This window comes from Nitrosomonas communis (assembly GCF_001007935.1).
Classification (GTDB): Bacteria; Pseudomonadota; Gammaproteobacteria; order Burkholderiales; family Nitrosomonadaceae; genus Nitrosomonas; species Nitrosomonas communis.
On the sequence record NZ_CP011451.1, the window covers coordinates 3,635,961 to 3,654,967 of the forward strand.

The following is a 19,007-nucleotide window of genomic DNA, read 5'->3' on the forward strand; positions in this document are numbered from 1 at the left end:
TCGATTAATCGTAAACTTCTGCTTCGTAAAAAGGTTTTCCTTGCGCATCTTTGGTTGATAACATAGGCTCGTTCTCAATAGGCCAATGGATATTTAATACCGGATCGTCCCATAGAATACAACGCTCATATTCAGGTGCCCAGTAATCAGTTGTTTGATAAAGAAATTCTGCAAATGCTGAAAGTACGACAAAACCATGAGCAAAACCTTCAGGGATCCAAAGCTGTTTCTTATTTTCCGCACTAAGAATTTTTCCCACCCACTGCCCAAATGTAGGAGAAGTTTTACGAAGATCCACTGCCACATCAAATACTTCACCCGCAATTACACGTACCAGCTTACCTTGAGGCTGCTTGATCTGATAATGCAAACCGCGCAAAACATGTTTCATAGAACGGGAATGATTACTTTGGACAAATGTCACATTTCTACCGATCAAAGCGTCGAATTGGCGCTGATTATAACTTTCAAAGAAGAAACCACGTTCATCACCGAATACGCGTGGTTCAATGAGGTATAACTCAGGTATCACTAACTGCGTCGCTTTCATATTTAACCAAGCTTTTCTTCATTATTCATACCGTCAATATAGCCATGCTTGAGAATCTGCATCAAATATAGACCATAACCGTTTTTACTCAATGGATGAGCCAGCTTTTCCAACTGGGCAGCATTAATCCACCCTTTTCGATAAGCAATTTCTTCTGGACAGGCTATTTTAAGTCCTTGCCTGTGCTCGATCGTAGCTACAAATTGACTGGCATCCAGCAAAGAATCATAGGTACCCGTATCAAGCCAGGCATAGCCACGCCCCATAATTTCCACATTCAGCCTACTTTGAGCCAAATAAATCCGATTGAGATCAGTGATTTCCAGTTCATTACGTGCTGAAGGCTTAAGACTTTTGGAAAAATCAACGACTTGCTGATCATAAAAATACAAGCCAGTTACAGCATAATTTGATTTTGGTTGCCTGGGCTTTTCTTCCAAATCGACCGCCAGCCCTTTTTGATCAAACTCAACCACACCATAACGTTCAGGATCATTGACATGATAGGCAAAAACACTCGCACCTTCTTGACGCATCATGGCGTTTTCGAGCAGATAATGGAAATCATGCCCATAGAAAATATTGTCCCCCAGAATAAGTGCAGAATGATCATTATGGATAAAAGATTCCCCAATGATAAAAGCCTGAGCCAATCCATCTGGTGAGGGCTGAACAGCATAAGATAAATTCAGCCCCCAGTGCTCACCACTTCCCAGCAAATGTCTAAAAAGCGGCGTATCCTGTGGCGTAGAAATAATGAGAATATCTCGAATACCCGCCAGCATCAGGGTGCTTAAGGGATAATAGATCATTGGTTTATCAAAAACCGGCAATAGCTGTTTGGAAACAACCTGAGTAACGGGATATAGTCTTGTACCAGAACCACCCGCTAAAATAATACCTTTTCTTCGGCAAGCAGCAGTTTGTGTCAGATTAATAGGATGCACTGGAATCATTTTTATTATTTTATTGCATTAAACTTAATTGCTTCTATCAATTATTTGAACAAAAGCCTGATTAAAATAGATTGTATAAATTTAGCCATAATATTTCTTACACTTAATGACATGTCTAACTTTTTTATCTCCCCTGCTTTAACATGCATCCATTGTATCTTGATATTCAAATAAGCTGACCTATGATCGAAATACAAATGCTCCGCCGCCTGATGATATGGGTTGTGCCCTACTGGACAATGCTTGCATTCGCTATCATCAGCCTGATTACCATTGCAGTCACTACCTCCTTATTACCCTTATTCATTAAACCATTACTGGATAACATTCTGACCAGTCAGCACGGATTAGAAGAGTTTCAGTTTGCTCTTCTGGCGATACTAGGTTTATTAATTACACGTAGCCTCGCAAGCTTCTCTTGTAGTTATGCAACTAGTTGGATAAGTGGAAAAGTCGGAATAGATCTGCGAAGAACCTTGTTTGATAAACTCCTAGCGCTACCTTTATCCTATCCGAAAGAAACGAATTCAGACAAACTCAATATCAATCTCTTCTCAGAAATCGAGCACGCTACCGATAGTATCGCTCAGATCCTAATCATTTTCGTCAAAGAAATATTAACCATAACTGGCTTGTTGATAGTGATGATACTCTTAAACTGGGAATTCTCATTCATGGGATTTTTAATCGCAGTGGTTATTGGTTTAATCATGCAATTTGTCTCTCAAGCGAGTAACTCATATCAAAAAGTACCCTCCTTATTAATAACACCTACTTTTTTAACATCGTGCAAGCATATCAAATCAATCAAGCTTGATGGTAGCCAGTCACAAGAAAGTCAACATTTTTGCAACTCCATTGATCATCAACGAAATCTTGCCCTAAAACAAGTAGTCGCCAAAACATTTAGCAAAACCATTGCATTCATTATGATTGCTACTATCTTAACGGTATTTTTTTTCCTTTTTAAACAACAGATCTCTCTTGGCATGATGACGGTCGGAGACGCAAGTGCTCTAATCACAGCAGTACTGATGCTTGTTCTTCCTGTAAGACGCGTACTGAACATACAAACATCTCCACAAAATAAGTTTCAAGTCATCCACAATGTCGATGCACTGCTTGCACAACAAAATGAAACTGATTCAGGCAAAGTTGAGATAGCCAACGCGCGCGGTCAAATACGGTTTGAAGAAATCAATGCTGGTAATTACTCACAAACATGCCCTCCCCTCTTCAACCTCACCTTGACGATACAGCCGGGTGAAATCATTGCGCTACCAGGCTCCAGCCAGGGTCAGGAAAGAACATTGATCGATCTTATTGCACGTTTTATTCACCCAGCAAGTGGTAGAATATTGTTCAATGACATTGATATTGCCACAATCAAGCTAGCTGACTTGCGTGCAAAGATCTCCTGGATAACACCCGACACCAGGCTTCTAAACGATACCATCGCAGCCAATATCGCCTACGGTACAATGCGCTGTGCGACAGAAGCAAGCATCATGAAAGTTGCGCGCACTTGCCATGTGACCACATTTGCACGCGAAATGCCGCATGGCCTTCAAACCAGAATTGACAATCAAGATATTAAGTTCACGGAGAATCAGCGCCAACGCATCTTAATTGCCCGGGCATTACTTAAAAACCCGGCAATTGTCATCATTGACGAGACGACATCCGTTTTTGATACCGATTGCCGATTGGTAAACAATGCGCTTGATGCTTTAATCCAGAATCGCACTACCTTGATCGCCTCATCCCAGCCAAACATGCTTGGAAAAGCGCATCGGATTATCAAGTTAACATAGCTAGAATGAGTAGTTTCAAAGAAAGCCCTTCTTTAGTAGCTAGGCCCTATCCTATAAAACAGGTGAATAGTAGTATGGTCGCAAAACTACAATTATTTCTTCTTTAATACCAACAGTATGTCATCCAGCCCATACCGTACTACTTCTAGTCGATCATTGCATTGAGAAACGTAATCCCCGCTTATGAGGGGAAGCTGGAATGGAAAGAATGCTGGGTTATTTAACAACAAGCCCAGTGCCACCTTGCCTTCTGAGGTGGCATGAAGTGCGGACTCAAACATCAGAATGGCTAGATCAGGATCAGCAACACTGATTGGCGCTGATTTCTCATAACAACCTTTGTTCTCAGCGTCCTTAAGTATTCCCCAAGCTACAAAGGAGCGCACGGTGTAACGTGCATTTCTAGCAACCGTTTCTCTATCCCCATATTGTTCCTTGATGCGTCCAAACACCTGAACCTGGGTTATCTGATCTTGAAGATTAAAAAGTCTTCCTGCCTGTTTAGCGATATTAAACCAGAAAGGGTATGAAGCAGATATTATTATCCAGTGAAGCGGGAGCCACTCCTCAGTTGATAAACTTCTTGCAAACATTAGTGCTTCATCACGAAATGGAACTAAATCAGAATCGGGAGCAAACCAGGAAGTCAAAATACCGATTGCCATTCCGTAGGTTTTTTCGCCTCTCTGACCTGTACCACCACTTTGCTTTTGCGTTTTTAGAAATTCATCCAATTCCGCTCGTATTTCTTTTTCGGACATCCCGGCCAGCATCATCTGAACAGTACGATCCATCCAGTATTTTTGAATCGTCTGTTTGACACCTAATTTCTCATGCCTTTTTCTCATCACCGTGTCCTCCTTTCAAACTTCACCAGGGGCACGATGACTTCTTCAATAGCGATACCGCCATGCCCTACCATGGCCTCTCCAGGATGCACGAAGGCATCGCGTCCACCCGTCACCAGGGGAAAATAATCTGCTGGCAATCCGACCGGCTGCCACTCATGGGCAAATGGGAAGATTCCTGCGACCTGAGAACGGAGTTCCGGCGTGGGATACACACGAACCCGCTCACCGCGAGTTTCGGCAATCACACCTTCAGATGGGCGGCCTTTGCCATTGCATTCGATGTTACCATGATCGGATGTCAGCCAGACCTCATACCCATAGTCCAGCAGGTAACCGACCAGCGCCGCAAGAAATCCACCTTGGCACCATTGCTTGATCTGATTGTGCATCCCAGCCGAGCCGAGTTGCATGCCATGCATGATCTTGTCGATCTTGTCCACAACAAGTCCTACTACTTTGGTTTTGCCGGGATGGATTACGGAGTCGAGCACGCTGGATGAATTACCGTCGCCAAGACCACGCTGGTAGGCGACATCCAGCCGGGACAGGCCATGACCTTCCCAGAACTGTTTCCAGAGTTTCTCTTCGCTGTTGGTCGAGTTGATGGATGACGGGAAATAGAGCGGCGGTTTGCCCGAAAAAATTGATTGCCGCGATACTGAGGTCAGCGTCGGGATCCAGGCGAAAGTCGCGAATTCGCGCATGACCAGATTGGCATCCTGCTTCTGCAAAAGTTGGCGGATAGTCACCCACTGGTCCAGGGCAAGGCCGTCTACCACGATCAGGCCCACACGATTGTCCCTCAACTCCTCTACATCCCGAGCCAAGCGGCGGGGCACATGGTGCACCATAGCCGGATTTGTCGGCGGCAAGTTGATCAGACTGGAATAGTGTTCGGCCAACCAATCGGCAAAAATCGTATTCAAGATATCACCGACTCCTTTTAACCGGTTCTGATGCACGGTGCTGTTGCCGCAATGAACCAGTGAAGAAAGCTCGGCCCATTTCAGCGCAAAGGCAGTCCAGTCAGAGTAGCGCGCTTCTGCTGTCGGCAGCTCCTTTTCGACAAGGTCAAGCAGGCGGGAGATACGAAGCTCTTCATCATCCACACCGACCATGGCAATGCCGCTTCGCACCCAGGACCCAGCATCCACCTCCATGCCAGTGGCCTCGACAGGTATAAGTTTTCCCTCCAGGAACAAGTTGTCGACGTAAACCTTAATATCATGATGATCAAACGGCAAGAGATTAGGCCCTAAATACTTGAGACCATATTGAGGCTGACGCCCATCATGCATCGTTCGCACTGGCTGGGTACTGCTTTGCGGTACCCAAATCTGCTGCCCTACTGATTTGTTAGGTGAATCTTCTATGAGCTGATCAATCTTTCTTAAGCTATTCAGGAAAAGAGGCCACCGCTCCTGCAGAAAGGCAAAAAATGCCTTCTCATTAGGAATAATTTCTTCCAAGGGCCAAACCTTGAATCCACCATGGCTTATGAGAACCTGAACGAACCGATGAGCCAGCATGAGCGGGATCTGAAGTTTCCCATAATGCAAACGAAGCAAAACCCGCAGCAGCTCCACCTCGTTAGCGATCAGCTCGGCGGCGATGCCGAACACATGGCGGAGAATGAAGTCCTTGGTGGCATTGTCGCCCATACGATCCGGCGGCGACTTGCGCTGTGCCTCAAAGAGCGCATCGAGCAGGCTCCGGTCGAGCTTCTCGATGACCGGGTAGCTCAGGTTAGGAAAGAGATCCCCCAGATTGAAGGAGAGCTTGCGTCCTGCCTGGAGCAGGTCGTAAGGCAAGGATTCCAGCTCGGTATCCTGCAAATGGAGGATCACCGCCAGATCGGTGTGCTCGCCTCGGTCAGAGATTGAGCGGTATTGGGACTCATAGGCGTATCTAAATTCGATCGGGTCATTGAACTCGATCAGGTCGAATCCGCGTCCGCGAAGCTCCAACGCTAGTTTCTCCTCAGTCAACAGACCGTCAGGGTCTGCAACTAGAGTGAGTTTGCTGACGTTGGGTACAAACTCGTTCAGGATGGCGTCTCGCCAACTACTCATTAAGCGCTTCCTGGTTGAACCACGAATAAACACGAACGGATATCACCTGAAATCACCCTGGTTAAGGCATGGATCTGGTGCGGCAAAGGGATGACATTGGATTCCACAAAACTCAGCATACCTCAAGCCAAGAAGTTTTTTCCGAAGCGAATGCTTTATGGACACGCTCTCAGCAATCGGGAATTGGTTGATGTGGTTCCCTGTAACTGGACAACCTGAAAGAAAGTTCAGCTCTGATATGTATAGTTAAACAGGTTCAGGCAACCCGATCAATTCTTGGATCACTATAGTAGATTTCATCAGGCGTAAGACGGTCAAGGCTTTGATGAAATCGTTCTTGATTGTACCATTCAAACCATGTGGATAAATTCTGCTTTATCTCCTTCAGATTATTGAATTCTCTGGTATATAAAAGCTCATACTTAACTGTCCGCCAAAGTCGTTCAACAAAAATGTTGTCATAGTAGCACCCCTTGCCATCCATGCTGATCTGAATATGATGATCTTTTAGTATGGAGGTAAATGCTTCGCTGGTAAACTGTACGCCCTGGTCGGTATTCATGATCTGTGGACAGCCATAATCCTGGATGGCTGCCTCCAGCGCCTGAGTACAAAAGTCAGTATCCAAGGTATTGGACAAGCGCCAGCTCAACACCTTACGCGAATGCCAGTCGATGATGGCAACCAGATAGCCAAAGCCTTTCTCCATGGGGACATAGGTTATGTCGGCAGCCCAAACCTGATTGGGTTTATTAATGACAAGTTCTCTAAGCAGATAAGGATAGACCTTATGCTGTTTGCTTGAGATGCTGGTCCTGGGTTTTGGAGCTATGCTGACAATACCGAGTGTCTTCATTAAGGAAGAGGCTTTCTTGCGCCCTAACATGATTCCCTGGCGCTGAAACCAGGTAGCATAACTGCGTGAGCCATATTGTGGCGTCTTTAAGTACTGTTCATCCATCATGCGCAGCAGAACCAGATCAGCATTACTGATTGGTTGCGGTTGATAATAATAAGTTGAGCGCGCCAGATCCAGCAGCTGACATTGACGAGTTTGACTAAGTTTGCCATGGGGCTCAATCATCTCTTTGCGTTCTACAAGACTTAATGATTGAGCTTTCTTGCTAAAAAATCGCGTTCTACCGCCAATTGACCAATAACCCGGTGCAGGTCATCTGTTGTAGGCTGCTCCTTATTGGCGGCAGTATTATTTTTACAAAACAGCTCGGCAGCTTGCTCAATGAGTTGCCGTTTCCAGCTATTGATCTGCGTGGGATGTACATTATAACGCGCTGCTAATTGGGGGACAGTTTCATCACCACGTATCGCTGCCAGCGCTAGTTTTGCTTTGAATTCGCTCGAATATTGTATGCGCTTTTTACTCATTGTTATTAAGCTCCTTTTTAATTCTGCCAGAGCTTAACAACCTGTACAGTTTTTGGGTACCACTTCAGAATTTGTCGGCTTCACCTTGCCGTATTATTTTTATACTGTCTGCGACTCGCCTTCGTGTCACTTTTGATTTGGAAATGGAATAACGAGGGGCTAGGGGAAAGTTTGTTCATAAAGCTATTGATCATTTTGCTGGCTTCCATCTGCAAGTTCAGGATTGATAAGAGTTGTTCTTCAAAAAGGTAACCAAAACGTTGGGCAATAAAGATTTGCGTTTCGATTTCGGTCAAAGACTCCCTTGCAATGAAAAAAGAGCGTTAAAATCAGCCGTTGAGATTTTTGCATGGCCTGTTGCCAAACAATTAAATTCTTGTAGCTGTTAATTTTCATAGCTCGCCCCTCACTCCTCGATCCTCCTTCCTAATCTCAACGATCAATGCATCGACCGAGTCATAGCTACGGTACTCGGGATGACCGGTTTCTGCATACAAAAGCCTCCCGGAGATTATGTTTCCGTTCCATGAAGCCACAATGGCCTGATTTCTCGAAATGCTCTGCAGCAACCGCAAAGGGTCTTGCTTGAGGTCTTTGTCGAAAAGGATCTCTAGATTATCCAGCACCACCGGTGTCTGAGCTTTATCTACGATTTGGTTGAGAATTCCAGGCAATCGTAGTGATCGCTGCTTCACAGTCAGCTCAAGCAATTCAATGGAAAGCGCCTGATTAATATTGATGACAAATACCCCGAACTCCTCGGCAACATTCTGCAGAACGCTAGTCTTGCCGGAACCGGTTTCGCCTACGAGTAATACCAAACGGTAATATAAGCCTTCGGCTGCTCGCAGGGATCGTATTATCTTGTCGGGAATTGGTTCGGCCATAGTTGCTGCTTCTTATTATTTTTTGCTTGCTCGTCAAACGCATCACCATAAGGGCTCTATTATCTACTTTGTCTTGTTTGAGCAACAAGTATTTTGAAAAAAGAGGAATTAACCAAGGTGCTTCCCTGATCCACTGTTGGAGCCTTTTACGAAAGGGAAAAAAATAATATCGATGACTGATGATCTGCCATTTACCTCTTCAGTATCATCAGTTTATGCTGTTAAGATTACGAAATTGATTAATCTTATATCTACACTAACCACCCTGCATCCAGCTAAATAATCAGTGCTGCTGCCACACGACGGCCTTCTGCAGATAAAATATTATAAGTGCGGCAGCCAGCCTGGGTATCCATCACTTCTAATCCGATCCCTGAAGAAACCATTGCTTTCATCAACTTAGGATCAGGAAAACGCAGTGCTGCCCCGGTTCCGAGTAAAATAATTTCTGGTTGAAAAGGTCGTATGCAGTCAAAATGGGCTGTTTCCAACTGCTCAATACTTTCGATTTGCCAGTTCTCGATAATGTGATCTGGCAGTACGATCAAATTATCCTCATAACGAATTTGATTAATCGTAACATAGCCTTCCCCGTAACTGGTGAAAATATTGATTCCTTCATGCTCTGAAAGATGTAGCTTCAAGGCAAAACCTCCTGCTTATTTATCGATAAAGAGTCTGTTCTTTATCCAGTAGAATATATTTAAAAATTATATTCAGTGTATTGCGTTGTTGAACGATTGTGCAGCAAGTAGTTATCAATAAAAAATTTAGCGTTTTTTTATTTTACTTTTTTGCAAAAATATATGGGTCAGGTAACATTATATTCTCTTTATTTTTTCAATATCTATCTACTACAGTGTAGTTTTTCATATTAACCATGCAGCCCATCACGAAATCCAGCAAGCTTGCTAACGTCTGTTACGATATTCGGGGGCCCGTACTCGATCGGGCCAGAGAAATGGAGGAAGAAGGTCATCACATTATCAAACTCAATATCGGCAACCCCGCTTCATTTGGCTTTGAAGCACCCGAGGAAATATTACAGGATGTGATCCGGAATCTGTCCGCTGCATCTGGTTATTGCGATTCAAAAGGCCTCTTCGCTGCACGCAAGGCCATCATGCATTACACCCAGGAAAAACATATTCCAAATGTGCAAATGGATGATATTTATATCGGTAATGGCGTTTCTGAACTGATCATGCTTGCCATGCAGGCACTGCTGGAAAACAACGATGAAGTGCTTATTCCTGCGCCTGATTATCCGTTGTGGACAGCTGCCGTATCGTTAGCAGGGGGGACGGCACGCCATTATATTTGCGATGAGCAGTCTGATTGGTTTCCGGATCTGGATGATATTCGTGCTAAAATAACGCCTCATACGCGCGCAATCGTAATCATCAATCCCAATAATCCAACAGGTGCGCTGTATCCGGTCGATTTACTGCTCGAAATCATAGAAATTGCCCGTCAGTATCACTTGATCATTTATGCGGACGAGATTTATGACAAAATACTTTATGATCAAGCTATCCATACCTCGATCGCTTCCTTGGCTGATGACATTTTGTTTGTGACATTCAATGGCTTGTCGAAGAATTACCGGGCAGCAGGTTTTCGTTCTGGTTGGATAGTAGTATCAGGTGATAAACAACGCGCGCAGGATTATATTGCAGGCTTAAATATGCTGGCTTCTATGCGCCTGTGTGCAAATGTACCCGCGCAATTCGGTATCCAGACTGCATTAGGGGGTTATCAAAGCATATATGATTTGACGTTACCTACCGGGCGACTCAAACGACAACGTGATCTTGCTTGGCAACTTCTGACCGATATCCCGGGTGTAAGTTGCTTTCGTCCCCAATCAGCGCTGTATCTATTTCCACGCCTGGACCCAAAAATTTATCCAATTCAGGATGATGAGAAATTTGTGCTGGATATGTTGCTGGAAGAAAAAGTGCTGGTAGTACAAGGAACAGGTTTTAATTGGCCCTGTCAAGATCATTTCCGTGTAGTGTTTCTACCCAATAGTGATGATCTGGCTGAAGCTATTGGACGCGTCGCACACTTCCTGGAACGTTACCGTAAACGCCATGGTATACACGCCGTATAATCCCATAGCCAATCTCATTAAATATGCTCAGAAATTCTGAAGAATCCATAATTTAATTATTTTGTAACAATTTTTGCTTATTTTAACAATTAGAATATGAACCCCATTAATGTTGGCTTATTAGGAATTGGTACGGTCGGTGGCGGCACCTATACCGTCCTGAAACGTAACCAGGAAGAAATTGTCCGCCGTGTTGGTCGTAACATTGTCATCCGTATTATTGCCGACCGTGATACCGAAAAAGCCCGCCGTCTCGCTGATCGTGATACGACAGTAACCGCTGATGCATTTGAAGTCGTCTCACGGCCCGATATTGATATTGTCATCGAATTGATCGGCGGACAAACTATTGCCAAGGAACTGATACTACAAGCGATTGCCCACGGTAAACATGTGATTACAGCCAATAAAGCGCTTTTGGCCTCTCATGGCAGTGAGATTTTTGCAGCCGCTCAGCAAAAAGGCGTCATTGTTGCCTTTGAGGCTGCAGTTGCAGGGGGGATACCTATTATTAAAGCATTGCGCGAGGGATTAGCCGCCAATCGGATAGAATGGATTGCTGGCATTATCAATGGTACCAGTAATTTTATTTTGTCGGAAATGCGTGAGAAAGGGCTTGCATTCGATACAGTATTGGCCCTCGCACAAAAACTTGGCTACGCGGAAGCTGACCCTACCTACGATATAGAAGGAATCGACGCTGCCCATAAAATAACCATCATGGCAGCGATCGCTTTTGGTATCCCGGTCAGCTTCAACAAAGTGTATATCGAAGGTATCACCCAACTAAGTAACGATGACATCCGTTATGCTGAAGAGCTCGGTTATCGCATCAAGTTACTCGGTATTACCAAACGTGTAGCGAAAGGCATCGAACTACGTGTGCATCCTACCCTCATCCCTATTAAAAGATTGATCGCTAATGTGGAAGGCGTGATGAATGCGGTAGTCGTCAAAGGCGACGCCGTCGGACCGACACTTTACTATGGAGCAGGTGCAGGCGCAGAACCGACAGCCAGCTCGGTCATAGCTGACTTGGTCGATGTGGCACGTTTACTGACCGCCGATCCGGAACATCGCGTGCCTTATCTCGCATTTCTGCCAGAATTATTATCAAATATTCCGATCGTGCCGATGGAAGAGGTTGAAACTGCTTATTATCTTCGCTTACAGGTGATGGATCAACCCGGCGTTCTTGCTGATATCACACGCATCCTGGCTGATTCAGATATTTCGATCAACGCTATGGTGCAGAAAGAACATGCTGAGGAAGAGGATAAAGTCAATATCATCATGCTCACTCATACAACGATAGAAAAGAACATCATTGCAGCATTAGATAAAATTGAGAAATTACCTACCATGGCAGGAAAGATAGTGCGTATCCGTTTGGAAGAATTAAACAAATAAGCATGATGTAATTTGAGTCGAATTACCGCCTTTTTTCAAAATCAGTCTAGGATAGTCGCTTATTTCTTCTCCTCCCTTATTATTTCAATCAGAATATTATGCGTTATATCTCTACTCGCGGCGGTATGTCGCCAAGAACTTTTACTGAAATACTGCTGAGCGGCCTTGCGCCAGACGGCGGGCTCGCTGTACCTGAAGTTTATCCAAAGATTAGTCCGCCTGAACTTGAGGCATGGCGTCATCTGGATTATCCAGCGCTTGCATTTGAAGTGCTTTCTCGTTTCATGGATGATATTCCTGCTCATGATTTGCGCAACTTGATAGCGCGCACTTACACAGCGGAAGCATTTGGCAGCACAGACATTACACCGGCTAAAACCCTTGAACCCGGGTTGCACATTTTGTGTTTGTCAAATGGACCAACCTTAGCATTCAAAGATATCGCCATGCAGTTATTGGGAAATTTGTTTGAATATACATTGGCCAAGACAAATGCTGAACTGAATATACTCGGAGCAACTTCAGGTGATACCGGTTCAAGTGCTGAGTATGCCATGCGCGGCAAACGGGGTATCCGTGTATTCATGCTTTCACCACTTGGCAAAATGAGCCGTTTCCAAACCGCGCAAATGTTTTCCTTACAAGATGACAATATTTTTAATATTGCTATTCGCGGTGTCTTTGACGACTGCCAGGATATTGTCAAAGCAGTCAGTAATGATCATATCTTCAAAGAAAAATACCATATCGGCACGGTCAATTCGATCAACTGGGCGCGCATAGCTGCGCAGATCGTTTACTATTTCAAGGGGTATTTTGCAGTCACTCAATCCAATGATGAGCAAGTATCATTTTCTGTGCCATCGGGAAATTTTGGAAATATCTTCGCTGGCCATGTCGCGCGTATGATGGGGCTGCCAATCAGACAACTCATTCTAGCCACTAACGAAAATGACGTATTGGATGAGTTCTTTCGTACTGGGCTGTATCGGCCACGCACCACTACTGAAACACATCACACAAGCAGCCCCTCGATGGATATCTCCAAAGCTTCCAACTTTGAGAGATTTATCTTTGATCTGACAGACCGCAATGCGATGCGGGTTAAGGAATTATGGCAATCCATTGATAAAGGCAATGCCTTTGATCTATTTGGGACGGCTTTATGGGTCAAAACGAAAGAGTTTGGCTTTATTTCCGGAACCAGCCATCATGCGGCACGTATTGATACGATTCGCCAACTCTATCATGAGCACAAAGTTTTGATTGACACCCATACCGCGGATGGAGTAAAAGTGGGACTTGAATATCGCGAGCCGGGTATTCCGCTTATTTGCCTGGAAACCGCGCTACCTACAAAGTTTGCCGAAAGTATCAAGGAAGCTGTGGGATTGGAGCCAGCACGGCCTGCAGGATTTAAAAATCTGGAAGACCTACCTCAACGCTTTGAGGTCATCGATAAAGATGTAGATGCAATCAAGACTTTTATCTGCCAGAAGATTGAACAGACTTGATGATTAAGATTTCACTCTGAATAGATCAATTTTTTAAACTGCATCGATGCCATCACCCTGCCCTGCTATCTTGATCGGTGAATATTAACTGTTAAGAAACGGAGGAGCTTCAATCATGCGATTCTCAATTAGCCGGTATAATCCTGACAAAGATGAGAAACCTTACATGCAGGATTACGATATTGAGTTAGAGTCAACTGACAAAATGCTGCTGGATGCCTTGATTCGAATCAAGTCTCAGGATGATAGTCTTAGCTTGCGTCGCTCCTGCCGGGAAGGTGTATGTGGCTCAGATGCAATGAACATCAATGGCCGAAATGGATTAGCTTGCATCACTCCAATCGCTAGTCTGAAAGAACCGATAGAAATCCGCCCTCTGCCTGGCCTGCCGATTATTCGCGATTTAATCGTAGATATGACACAATTTTTTAAGCAATATCACTCGATCAAACCTTATTTGATCAATAATGATCCTCCTCCAGAGACCGAGCGATTGCAATCGCCGGAAGAAAGAGCTGAATTGGATGGGCTTTATGAATGTATCCTGTGTGCATGCTGTACCACAGCATGCCCCTCGTTCTGGTGGAACCCGGACAAATATGTCGGCCCTGCCGGCTTGCTGCAAGCTTACCGTTTCCTGGCTGACAGCCGCGATCAAGCTACTGCTGAACGATTGGATTATCTGGAAGATCCTTATCGCCTGTTTCGCTGCCATGAAATCATGAATTGTGTCGATGTCTGTCCAAAAGGATTACATCCCATGAACGCAATTAGTAAGATAAAAAATCTGCTAGTGAAAAGAACGATATGAAACAGCGAGAACGCCTTTATTGGCGTTGTCGGCGCGGCTTGCTAGAGCTGGATATTGTATTGCAGCGCTTTCTGGATAAATACTATGCGCAATTAGATGAAGCGCAGTTAAATACGTTTGAATCCTTACTCTTACTCCCTGATAATGATCTGTGGGATATAATTTCTTCTAAAAAAGAAGCACCAAGCGAAAACTTGAAGTCATTATTAAAGCTTCTTCAACAAAGTTAAGCAAACTTACGCTGTCAGTTATACTAAACTAAAGCGTGTAGATCCATCCTCAAACCATGGAGATAGATATGTCTGAACAACGTATAGCAACCTTGCTGCTTGGCGAGAATAAAGAACCGGTTGAGCTCCCGATTATGCCGGGTGCGATGGGTCCGGATACGATTGATATCCATACCCTCTATGCCAAGAGTGGCATGTTTACTTATGACCCTGGTTTTCTTTCTACGGCTAGCACAAAATCTGCTATTACATTTATTGATGGGGACAAGGGGATACTCCTCTATCGTGGCTACCCTATTGAGCAGTTAGCGACACAATGCGATTTCATGGAAGTCTGTTATTTGCTACTGAATGGCGAATTACCTTCTGACGAACAAAAAAAGCAATTTGTTCATGCTATCAAGAGCCATACCATGCTGCATGAACAACTGGTCAGATTTTATAGTGGATTCCGCAGAGATGCTCACCCTATGGCAGTAATGGTGGGGGTAGTGGGTGCCTTGTCAGCCTTTTACCATGAAGCGATGGATATATCAGATGCGGTTCATCGTGAGCAATCCGCCTTCCGACTGATTGCCAAACTACCGACGATTGCGGCCATGGCTTATAAATACAATATTGGACAACCCTTCATTTATCCACGCAACGATTTAAGCTATGCTGCAAATTTTCTGCACATGATGTTTGCCACACCTGCTGAACATTATGAGCCCAATCCGGTTTTCGTAAAAGCGTTAGATCGTATTTTAATTCTTCACGCTGATCATGAACAAAACGCCTCAACTTCTACAGTCCGCCTGGCAGGTTCCAGTGGCGCCAATCCATTTGCCTGTATTTCTGCTGGCATCGCCTGTTTATGGGGTCCCGCGCATGGGGGCGCAAATGAAGCATGCCTTAACATGCTGGAGGAAATTGGCGATACTTCACGCATCACTGAATATATCAAACGCGCGAAAGACAAGAATGATCCTTTCCGCCTGATGGGCTTCGGTCATCGGGTATACAAAAATTTTGATCCACGCGCAAAACTGATGCGTGAAACCTGCCACGAGGTATTAGATGAAATGGGGCTCCATAACAATCGCCTTTTCAAGCTCGCCTTGGAGCTAGAGAAAATTGCTCTGGAAGATGATTATTTCATTACTAAAAAACTTTATCCCAATGTCGATTTTTACTCTGGCATCATACAACGTGCATTAGGTATACCAACTTCTATGTTTACTGCAATTTTTGCAATGGCACGGACGGTGGGCTGGGTAGCTCAATGGAATGAAATGATCGCTGATCCCGATCAAAAAATTGGACGCCCTCGTCAGCTCTACACCGGTGTGACACAAAGAGATGTACCGTCGAAAGAAACTGACAAATAGTAAGATCAACCCTAAATTTTAGAAATAAATTTTATGTGTATAGGGGTAAAAAGGGAAAAACCATAAAATTAAATTAGCATTGTTGGAATACAGGTCGACCGGCCAAATAAATTAAACCATATTGTGCAGGTACAACCTATTGCAAGGTGCTTCCGTTTTTTAACATATAGCGAGTTTGGTCATGATGAGACAATTCTTTGAGAATTCAATATTATTTGGCATTAATGCTCCTTTTATCGAAGATCTCTATGAAAAATATCTCAGCAGCCCGGATTCAATACCTCTTGAATGGAGGAGTTATTTTGATTCATTGCAGCAGACCCTGACGATAACTGCACGAGATGTTCCCCATACTCCCATCATTGAATCATTTGTAAAACTCGCACAAACTCCTCCATCTGAAAAACGTGTTGGCAGCTTATCAGTCGCTCCTTCTTTAGTCCCGTCTGAGGCTAAGGAACGTAAACAAATAGCTGTTCTCCAGCTTATCAACATGTACCGCTTTCTTGGGGCGCGTCTGGCGCGTCTCGATCCACTCAATCATCAGCAAATATCGGATACACCAGAACTCGACCCGGCTTTTTATGAATTAACTGAAGCCGATATGGAAACCGTTTTTAATACTGGTTCACTGGTAGATCAGGAGCATGCGCCATTAAAGGAAATTTTACAAATACTGCGGCAAACTTACTGCGGCACCATTGGCGCAGAATATATGTTTATTACTGATTTAAAGCAGAAGCGCTGGATTCAGAATCGTGTGGAAGGTCCGCGCTCCCAGCCCAGCCTTACTGCTGATTACAAACGACATATCCTTGAACGCCTGACTGCTGCAGAGGGTCTGGAAAAATACCTTCACACTCGCTATGTTGGACAAAAGCGTTTCTCTGGTGAAGGAAATGAAAGCCTGATTCCTTTACTGGATAAATTGTTACAACATGCGGGCGAAGTTGGCGTACAAGAAATCGTGATTGGCATGGCACATCGAGGCAGACTGAATGTGCTGGTTAACACGTTAGGCAAAATGCCCTCAGATTTGTTTCTGGAATTCGAAGGAAAAAAAGTGCAGACGCTCGCCGCCGGCGATGTCAAGTATCATCAGGGATTCTCGTCCGCTGTGATGACACCGGGTGGAATTGTATATCTTGCCCTTGCGTTTAATCCTTCCCACCTTGAAATCGTTAACCCTGTGGTGGAAGGCTCAGTTCTTGCCCGTCAGCATCGTTTGCAGGATAAAAAAGGAGAGTTAGTCATTCCTGTGTTGCTGCATGGCGATGCAGCCTTCTCTGGGCAAGGAGTGGTAATGGAAACATTAAACTTGTCGCAAACACGAGGCTACGGTACAGGCGGTACCGTTCATATCATCATTAATAACCAGATCGGCTTTACTACCTCCGACCCTCGTGACAGCCGCTCCACCCTTTATTGCACCGATGTGGCAAAAATGATCGAAGCCCCTATTTTCCATGTCAATGGTGATGATCCTGAAGCTGTTGTCATGGTGACAGAAATTGCATTGGATTATCGCATGCAGTTCCACAAGGATGTTGTCATTGATTTAGTGTGTTTTCGCAGGCAAGGCCACAATGAGCAGGACGAGCCCATGGTCACGCAGCCCTCCATGTACCACATCATTAATAAACACCCTGGAACACGCAAGCTTTACATGGATAAGCTGGTCGCAGCAGGCATCATTACTGTGGCTGAGGCAGAAGCTATGGTCAAGGCCTACTATGATGCCATGGATGCAGGGAGCAACCCCAACAAAACCATTCTCTACGATTATAAATCACCTCACGCAACCAATTGGGTGCCTTTCCTTAATCCAGGTAAATGGAATCAACCAGTAAAAACAGGCGTTCCCATAGATAAGTTAGAATTCCTGGCAGAACGGCTAACGGATACTCCGGCGACCTTTAAATTGCATCCGAGGGTGGAAAAAATTATTGCCGATCGTCGTGAAATGGGAAAAGGAAACTTGCCACTGGATTGGGGAATGGCTGAAAATCTGGCCTACGCCTCACTACTGAAAGAGGGTTATCCCATCCGCTTCTCCGGGCAAGATAGTGGGCGCGGCACCTTTTTCCATCGCCATGCGGTATGGCATGATCAGAATCGCGAGCAGGAACAATGGGAAGATGGCATTTATGTACCGCTTCGTCATATTGCAGCCAAGCAGCCTGATTTCACGATTATCGATTCCATGCTCTCGGAAGAAGCCGTGTTAGGTTTCGAGTATGGTTATGCAACGGCTCAACCGAATGCACTCGTTATATGGGAGGCGCAGTTTGGTGACTTTGCTAATGTCGCACAAGTTGTCATTGACCAATTTATCACCTCGGGCGAAGCCAAATGGGGACGTTTATGCGGATTAGTCATGATGCTGCCGCATGGGTATGAGGGGCAAGGACCTGAACATTCATCGGCCCGGTTAGAGCGATTCCTGCAGTTATGTGCGGAATATAATATCCAGGTATGTGTTCCTTCCACGCCTTCCCAGATCTTTCATTTGTTACGACGGCAGATGATCCGTCCCATTCGCAAACCATTGATCATCATGATGCCCAAAAGCTTGCTTCGACATAAAGAATCGGTATCTTCATTAGAAGATCTCGCTAATGGTCAATTCCAAGCGGTCATTCCCGAAATCGAGCCTCTCAATGCAGATAGGGTAAGGCGTATCATTGGCTGTAGTGGCAAGATATATTATGAATTACTCGCCTATCGCCGCAAGCAAGGCATTACCGATATGGCCATCATTCGGATCGAACAGCTCTATCCCTTCCCACACGAAGATTTTCAAGTAGAAATAGATCGTTACCACAATGCCAAGGAAATCATCTGGTGCCAGGAAGAACCAGGCAACCAGGGAGCTTGGCACCGTATTCAACATTACATCCTTAGGCATAAGCGACCTGATCAGATTCTCAGCTACACTTTACGTCCTTCATCGGCATCACCTGCTGTTGGTTATCTGGAGTTGGATCGGTTCCAGCAGAAAGAACTGGTTGAGGCGGCATTTCGGGATAAAATTTAAAAA

General features: G+C 44.8%; 17 protein-coding genes. 8 read left to right on the top strand and 9 right to left on the bottom strand.

The annotated features are described in order from the left end of the window. Positions 1–4: 4 nt before the first annotated feature. Both rfbC and rfbA read right to left on the bottom strand, forming a co-directional pair. A complete protein-coding gene (gene rfbC, locus AAW31_RS16355; RefSeq protein WP_046851053.1) occupies positions 5–550 on the bottom strand; it encodes a dTDP-4-dehydrorhamnose 3,5-epimerase in 546 nt (181 codons plus the stop codon). 2 nt (positions 551–552) lie between these two features. Continuing rightward, positions 553–1,506: a glucose-1-phosphate thymidylyltransferase RfbA gene (rfbA, locus tag AAW31_RS16360; protein ID WP_046851054.1), complete on the bottom strand. Its 954-nt coding sequence runs from the start codon at positions 1,504–1,506 to the stop codon at positions 553–555. Positions 1,507–1,688: 182 nt separating this feature from the next. On the opposite strand from rfbA, the gene AAW31_RS16365 reads away from it, so the two are divergent. Next, complete coding sequence (locus AAW31_RS16365; RefSeq protein WP_046851055.1) at positions 1,689–3,320, top strand: ABC transporter transmembrane domain-containing protein; 1,632 nt, start codon at positions 1,689–1,691, stop codon at positions 3,318–3,320. A gap of 92 nt (positions 3,321–3,412) precedes the next feature. On the opposite strand, the gene AAW31_RS16370 is transcribed toward AAW31_RS16365, so the two are convergent. The 7 genes from AAW31_RS16370 to AAW31_RS16400 form a co-directional block, all read right to left on the bottom strand. Beyond that, positions 3,413–4,168: a hypothetical protein gene (locus AAW31_RS16370; RefSeq protein ID WP_046851056.1), complete on the bottom strand. Its 756-nt coding sequence runs from the start codon at positions 4,166–4,168 to the stop codon at positions 3,413–3,415. Next, a complete protein-coding gene (pglZ, locus tag AAW31_RS16375) occupies positions 4,168–6,243 on the bottom strand; it encodes a BREX-3 system phosphatase PglZ (protein ID WP_046851057.1) in 2,076 nt (691 codons plus the stop codon). The genes AAW31_RS16370 and pglZ overlap by 1 nt, the downstream gene beginning before the upstream one ends. A 256-nt stretch (positions 6,244–6,499) precedes the next feature. Further along, a complete protein-coding gene (locus tag AAW31_RS16380) occupies positions 6,500–7,327 on the bottom strand; it encodes an IS3 family transposase (protein WP_046848692.1) in 828 nt (275 codons plus the stop codon). Between the two features lie 20 nt (positions 7,328–7,347). Next, positions 7,348–7,629, bottom strand: coding sequence for an IS3 family transposase (locus AAW31_RS23790; protein ID WP_036503716.1), 282 nt, complete (start codon positions 7,627–7,629; stop codon positions 7,348–7,350). Positions 7,630–7,709: 80 nt separating this feature from the next. Next, positions 7,710–7,940 (bottom strand): four helix bundle protein, encoded by a 231-nt coding sequence (locus AAW31_RS23795; protein WP_082110505.1) that lies wholly within the window; start codon positions 7,938–7,940, stop codon positions 7,710–7,712. Between the two features lie 81 nt (positions 7,941–8,021). Then, the gene (gene brxF, locus AAW31_RS16395) at positions 8,022–8,516 is read right to left on the bottom strand and encodes a BREX-3 system P-loop-containing protein BrxF (protein WP_046851059.1); all 495 of its coding nucleotides are present in this window, start codon (positions 8,514–8,516) and stop codon (positions 8,022–8,024) included. Between the two features lie 275 nt (positions 8,517–8,791). Beyond that, positions 8,792–9,160, bottom strand: a complete 369-nt coding sequence (locus AAW31_RS16400) for an Mth938-like domain-containing protein (protein ID WP_046851060.1) — start codon at positions 9,158–9,160, stop codon at positions 8,792–8,794. Positions 9,161–9,396: 236 nt separating this feature from the next. Here AAW31_RS16400 and AAW31_RS16405 point away from each other — a divergent pair, with 236 nt between their 5' ends. The 7 genes from AAW31_RS16405 to AAW31_RS16435 all read left to right on the top strand — a co-directional run bounded on the left by AAW31_RS16405 (position 9,397) and on the right by AAW31_RS16435 (position 19,004). After that, on the top strand, positions 9,397–10,632 hold the full coding sequence (locus AAW31_RS16405; protein ID WP_046851061.1) for a pyridoxal phosphate-dependent aminotransferase: 1,236 nt from the start codon (positions 9,397–9,399) through the stop codon (positions 10,630–10,632). Between the two features lie 96 nt (positions 10,633–10,728). Continuing rightward, entirely contained in the window at positions 10,729–12,042 is a 1,314-nt protein-coding gene (locus tag AAW31_RS16410; protein ID WP_046851062.1) for a homoserine dehydrogenase, read from the top strand. Between the two features lie 98 nt (positions 12,043–12,140). Continuing rightward, positions 12,141–13,556: a threonine synthase gene (thrC, locus tag AAW31_RS16415; RefSeq protein WP_046851063.1), complete on the top strand. Its 1,416-nt coding sequence runs from the start codon at positions 12,141–12,143 to the stop codon at positions 13,554–13,556. A 115-nt stretch (positions 13,557–13,671) separates the two neighbouring features. Further along, positions 13,672–14,367: a succinate dehydrogenase iron-sulfur subunit gene (locus AAW31_RS16420; protein WP_046851064.1), complete on the top strand. Its 696-nt coding sequence runs from the start codon at positions 13,672–13,674 to the stop codon at positions 14,365–14,367. Beyond that, positions 14,364–14,597: an FAD assembly factor SdhE gene (locus AAW31_RS16425; RefSeq protein ID WP_046851065.1), complete on the top strand. Its 234-nt coding sequence runs from the start codon at positions 14,364–14,366 to the stop codon at positions 14,595–14,597. Before AAW31_RS16420 ends, AAW31_RS16425 begins: the two co-directional genes overlap by 4 nt. Positions 14,598–14,665: 68 nt before the next feature. After that, positions 14,666–15,967 (top strand): citrate synthase, encoded by a 1,302-nt coding sequence (gene gltA / locus AAW31_RS16430; RefSeq protein ID WP_046851066.1) that lies wholly within the window; start codon positions 14,666–14,668, stop codon positions 15,965–15,967. A 181-nt stretch (positions 15,968–16,148) separates the two neighbouring features. Then, positions 16,149–19,004, top strand: a complete 2,856-nt coding sequence (locus AAW31_RS16435) for a 2-oxoglutarate dehydrogenase E1 component (protein ID WP_046851067.1) — start codon at positions 16,149–16,151, stop codon at positions 19,002–19,004. Positions 19,005–19,007: the final 3 nt, after the last annotated feature.

What these genes read in the sequence shown, in the direction of transcription:
- rfbC (WP_046851053.1), bottom strand. Translation starts at nt 550, where the DNA reads ATGAAAGCGACGCAGTTAGTGATACCTGAGTTATACCTCATTGAACCA.
- rfbA (WP_046851054.1), bottom strand. Translation starts at nt 1,506, where the DNA reads ATGATTCCAGTGCATCCTATTAATCTGACACAAACTGCTGCTTGCCGA.
- AAW31_RS16365 (WP_046851055.1), top strand. Translation starts at nt 1,689, where the DNA reads ATGATCGAAATACAAATGCTCCGCCGCCTGATGATATGGGTTGTGCCC.
- AAW31_RS16370 (WP_046851056.1), bottom strand. Translation starts at nt 4,168, where the DNA reads ATGAGAAAAAGGCATGAGAAATTAGGTGTCAAACAGACGATTCAAAAA.
- pglZ (WP_046851057.1), bottom strand. Translation starts at nt 6,243, where the DNA reads ATGAGTAGTTGGCGAGACGCCATCCTGAACGAGTTTGTACCCAACGTC.
- AAW31_RS16380 (WP_046848692.1), bottom strand. Translation starts at nt 7,327, where the DNA reads ATGATTGAGCCCCATGGCAAACTTAGTCAAACTCGTCAATGTCAGCTG.
- AAW31_RS23790 (WP_036503716.1), bottom strand. Translation starts at nt 7,629, where the DNA reads ATGAGTAAAAAGCGCATACAATATTCGAGCGAATTCAAAGCAAAACTA.
- brxF (WP_046851059.1), bottom strand. Translation starts at nt 8,516, where the DNA reads ATGGCCGAACCAATTCCCGACAAGATAATACGATCCCTGCGAGCAGCC.
- AAW31_RS16405 (WP_046851061.1), top strand. Translation starts at nt 9,397, where the DNA reads ATGCAGCCCATCACGAAATCCAGCAAGCTTGCTAACGTCTGTTACGAT.
- AAW31_RS16410 (WP_046851062.1), top strand. Translation starts at nt 10,729, where the DNA reads ATGAACCCCATTAATGTTGGCTTATTAGGAATTGGTACGGTCGGTGGC.
- thrC (WP_046851063.1), top strand. Translation starts at nt 12,141, where the DNA reads ATGCGTTATATCTCTACTCGCGGCGGTATGTCGCCAAGAACTTTTACT.
- AAW31_RS16420 (WP_046851064.1), top strand. Translation starts at nt 13,672, where the DNA reads ATGCGATTCTCAATTAGCCGGTATAATCCTGACAAAGATGAGAAACCT.
- AAW31_RS16425 (WP_046851065.1), top strand. Translation starts at nt 14,364, where the DNA reads ATGAAACAGCGAGAACGCCTTTATTGGCGTTGTCGGCGCGGCTTGCTA.
- gltA (WP_046851066.1), top strand. Translation starts at nt 14,666, where the DNA reads ATGTCTGAACAACGTATAGCAACCTTGCTGCTTGGCGAGAATAAAGAA.
- AAW31_RS16435 (WP_046851067.1), top strand. Translation starts at nt 16,149, where the DNA reads ATGATGAGACAATTCTTTGAGAATTCAATATTATTTGGCATTAATGCT.